The following is a 3,805-nucleotide window of genomic DNA, read 5'->3' on the forward strand; positions in this document are numbered from 1 at the left end:
GCGTGGGCTCCTGGGTCGGCTCCGGCGTGGGCTCCTGGGTCGGCTCCGGCGTCGGGGCGGGCGTCGGCTCCTCGCCCGGTCCGGGTCGCGGCGCGGTCGGGGTGCACAGGGCGGTGACGTCGACGACGCGTGTGACGTCGTAGTGCCCGTAGGCCGCAAGCGTGTTGGCACCGAAGCCGCCGTCCGGCGGCGTGATGACGGTCGGCATGACCTCCGTCAGGTCGCGCCGCTCACCGGCCTTCTGGTTGCCGATGAGGTCGACCTGGAGGCCGAACGCGTCGGGGGCCGCGCAGACCGCCGCGGTGTCCTCGGCGTCCAGCACGAGCTCGCGGACCACGGCGTCCTTCGGGAGGAAGCCCGAGGCGCCGTTGCGCGCGGACCCGTCCGCCGTCGGCCAGGCCCACACGTCGTGCAGCATCACGCGGTGCTGCGGGCCGCTGTTGTTCCAGCTCGCCCGCTTCGAGGGGTCGAGCTTCTGGTACAGGAAGTAGCCGGTCGCCTTCTCGCAGGTGTAGGCCGACCACGGGATGACGTCACCGGCCTTCCGGCCCCCGCACAGGTCCCCCTGACCCGGGGCGGGCTTCCCCTTGTCCTTGCCCCACGACGCGGAGTACCCGGGCTTGCCGGGGTTCCACGGGTCGTGGGCGGAGGCCGTGGCGGCGGGGGCGACGACGAGAGCGGCGGACAGCAGGACGACGGACAGGCGGCGGTTCACGGGGGGACGACTCCTCGGCCATGGACGGATGGACGGGCACCCGGCGCGAGGAACGCGGCATCGGGCGTATCGGACAATAGAGGCATCCGCGCGTCGTTTGGTGAACTTCTGTCCAGGTTGGGGAGGAATCATCCGAACGGCCGTGTTGTGGGCGGTTCGGAGGGGGTGAAACATCACGCAGACCCCCGCACCGTTGCGCTATGCCCACCCTGTCACGCATGCGTCACAGCAGGTCAGAGGGCATGTCGGGTAGCTCGGTCCCATCGCGCGACGGGTGTCAGGCCCGAGGCGGGTGGCCCGTCGTCGGTCGCTCAGGCCGGGCGCGCGAGCGAGGCGACGGCGCGCGCGAGCAGGTCGACGGAGGTCTCCGCGCGCCGGTCGTCGCGGTCGACCACCCAGGCGCGGACGACGCCGTCGGTCGCGCTGAGCACGAGCGACGCGACCTCGGCGACCGGCGCGACCCAGACGACCCCGGCGTCGTGGGACCAGGACGCGAGCCGGTGCTCGACCTCGGCCCGGTAGCGGTCCTGCTCCCACAGCGCGGGGCGGGTGCCCGCGTCGTCCTGCGCGACCCGGACGAGCTCGGTGAGGTACGCGTCCCGCTCGGGGTCGGCGCGCACGATGTCGAGCTGCGCGAGCAGCGCCTGCCGCAGCGCGGTGGGCACGTCGTCGCTCTCGACCGCGGCACCCCACGCGGCGGCGGCGCCGCTGAGCTCGCGGTCGACGAGCGCCCGGACCAGGGCCGCCTTGGAGCCGAACGCGTAGTGGAAGATCCCGTGCGGCACGCCGGCCCGGGTCGTCACGGCGCGGGTCGTCAGTCCGGCCAGCCCGCGCTCGCGCAGCACCTCGACCGCGGCGTCGAGCAGCTGCGCACGGCGTTCGTCGGCGGGTCGGTGCGTCCCTGCGGTGGGTCCGGTGCTCATCCGGTGAGCGTACCGAGAATCTTGGCCGCATGACTTGGTCATCTGGCCAAGATCGACGTACGGTGAGGTCCCGCAGCGCCCGGCACGAGGAGGACCCGTGATCGTCATCGCCCCCGCCGCACCCGGCGACCTGCCCGCCACCGTCGACCTGCTCGCCGACGTCTTCGTCACCGACCCCGTGATGTCGGTGGTCGTCGGCGGGGCGACCGACGACCGGGACGCACGCCTGCGGCACCTGCTCACCGCGCTGCTGGCGCCGGCCGTCGCCGACGGGACGGTCGACCTCGCGCGCCGCGCGGGTGACCCCGACGTGCTCGGCGTCGCGTGCTGGGAGGCGCCCGGCGCGCCCGTCAGCATCGCGCGGCTCGCGGCCCGGCTGCCCCACCTGCTGCGCGCGGGCGGGCCCACGGGCCTGCTGCGGGCCGCGCACGCCAAGCGCGTCATGGACCGCCACCGCCCCCGGCGCCCCCACTGGTACCTCGAGTGGATCGGCGTGACCGGCGCCGCCCGCGGACTCGGCGTCGGCGCCGCCCTGCTCACCGCGCGCCTCGCGCACGCCGACGCGCGGGACGTGCCCGCCTACCTCGAGTCCTCGACCGAGCGGAACCGGCGGCTCTACCGGCGCCACGGGTTCGTCGACGTCGCGCCCGTCCGCGGTCTCCCGGGCGCCGCCCCGATGGCGATGTGGCGCCCGACGGCGTCCGAGCGCGCCGCCGCCGTGGCGGTCACGAGCGGCTGAGGGCCGGCGTCCGGTGCGTCGGCGTCAGGCGGCGAGGTCGACGACCACGGGCACGGCCGGCGTGAGGGTCGTGGGGGCCGTGGTCGGCAGCGTCACGACGGCGTCGCGCGCCTCCGCCCGTCGGCGCGCACGTCGCCGCAGCGCGACGACCACGGCGTGCAGCCCGACGACGCCCCACACGAGGTTGGTGACGAACGACGGCCACACGCCGCTCGCGGCGGCGACCGTGCCCATGAGGGCCCCGGACACGACGTTGGCGAGCTGGTAACGACCGGAGGACGGTGCCCAGGTGCCGCGCGTGACGAGGACGTAGGCGACGAGGCACGTGACCGCGCCGAGCCAGCCGAGCGCGGTGACGAATGCGGACACGGGCGTACTCCGAACAACGAGCAGAGGGGTGGGGGAACCGCGTGGTCGGCGTGGCCGTGGCCCGCGCGGTGACACCAGTGTGCGTCCGCCTCGGGTTCAGCACAATCGAACTCTTCTGCACCAGGGGTTCAGTACAACTGAACTAGTCTGAGCGGGTGACGACCGACCCCCGACGCCTCGCCGTGCTGCTCGCCGTCCACCGCGCGGGCGGCGTCCTCGCGGCCGCCGACGTGCTGCGCGTGACGCCGTCGGCGGTGTCCCAGCAGATCGCCCGGCTCGAGGCCGAGGAGGGCGTCGCCGTGCTCGACCGCGGCCCCCGCGGCGCGACCCTCACGGCCGCCGGGCGCGTCCTCGCCGACGCCGCCGAGCGCATCGAGGGTGAGCTCGTCGAGGCCCGCAAGGCGCTCGCCGCGCTGGGCGGCGAGCTCGCCGGGCGCGTCACCGTCGCCGGGTTCCAGACCGCGCTGCGCGCCGTGGTCGCCCCCGCGCTCGCGTCGCTCGCCGAGCACCACCCCGGCGTCGACCTCGTGGTCGAGGAGCGCGACGCGACCGACGCGCTGCGCCGCCTGCGCGAGGGCGACGCGGACGTCGTGCTCATCGAGCGCGACGAGGACGCCGACGCGCACACGCCCCGCGGGCAGCGTGACGTCGTGCTCCTCGAGGAGCCGTGGCGCCTCGTGCTGCCGCCGCAGGTCGCCGTGCCCACGCAGCTGTCCGACCTGGCCGGTGCGACGTGGCTCGAGTCGGAGCCCGGGACGGCGGCCGCCCGCGCGCTCGCCCGCGTCGCCGCGCAGGTCGGCACGCTCACCACGCGGCACGTCTACTACGACTTCGACGTGGCGCTCGCGCTCGTCGCCGCCGGGCAGGGCATCGGCATGCTGCCCGCGCTCGCGCTGCAGGGCGAGCTCCCCGACGGCGTCACCGTCGCGACCGTCCCCGGGCTGGGGTCGCGCCGGCTCGTCGCCCGTCACCGCGCGACCCGCCACGAGCCCCGCCCCACGGTCGCGGCGGTCGTCGACGAGCTCCTCGCGTCCGCGTCCGCCCTCGACCTCGCCTGAC

The 3,805-nt window shown here is 75.6% G+C and carries 4 protein-coding genes and 1 pseudogene; 2 read left to right on the forward strand and 3 right to left on the reverse strand.

The window, feature by feature from the left end:
• Positions 1-715 (reverse strand): annotated as a pseudogene (locus tag ATM99_RS02955) (hypothetical protein); the annotation flags it as partial.
• Between the two features lie 311 nt (positions 716-1,026).
• Complete coding sequence (locus ATM99_RS02960; protein ID WP_062101451.1) at positions 1,027-1,638, reverse strand: TetR/AcrR family transcriptional regulator; 612 nt, start codon at positions 1,636-1,638, stop codon at positions 1,027-1,029.
• Between the two features lie 97 nt (positions 1,639-1,735).
• On the opposite strand from ATM99_RS02960, the gene ATM99_RS02965 reads away from it, so the two are divergent.
• The gene (locus ATM99_RS02965; protein WP_062101452.1) at positions 1,736-2,377 is read left to right on the forward strand and encodes a GNAT family N-acetyltransferase; all 642 of its coding nucleotides are present in this window, start codon (positions 1,736-1,738) and stop codon (positions 2,375-2,377) included.
• A gap of 24 nt (positions 2,378-2,401) precedes the next feature.
• On the opposite strand, the gene ATM99_RS19180 is transcribed toward ATM99_RS02965, so the two are convergent.
• Positions 2,402-2,746 carry a hypothetical protein gene (locus ATM99_RS19180; RefSeq protein ID WP_190278758.1) on the reverse strand — a complete coding sequence of 115 codons (345 nt, stop codon included), beginning with the start codon at positions 2,744-2,746 and terminating at the stop codon, positions 2,402-2,404.
• A gap of 155 nt (positions 2,747-2,901) precedes the next feature.
• On the opposite strand from ATM99_RS19180, the gene ATM99_RS02975 reads away from it, so the two are divergent.
• Entirely contained in the window at positions 2,902-3,804 is a 903-nt protein-coding gene (locus tag ATM99_RS02975) for a LysR family transcriptional regulator (protein ID WP_062101453.1), read from the forward strand.
• The last annotated feature ends 1 nt before the right edge of the window (position 3,805 follow it).

It is taken from the genome of Cellulomonas sp. B6, from assembly GCF_001462455.1.
Classification (GTDB): domain Bacteria; phylum Actinomycetota; class Actinomycetes; order Actinomycetales; family Cellulomonadaceae; genus Cellulomonas.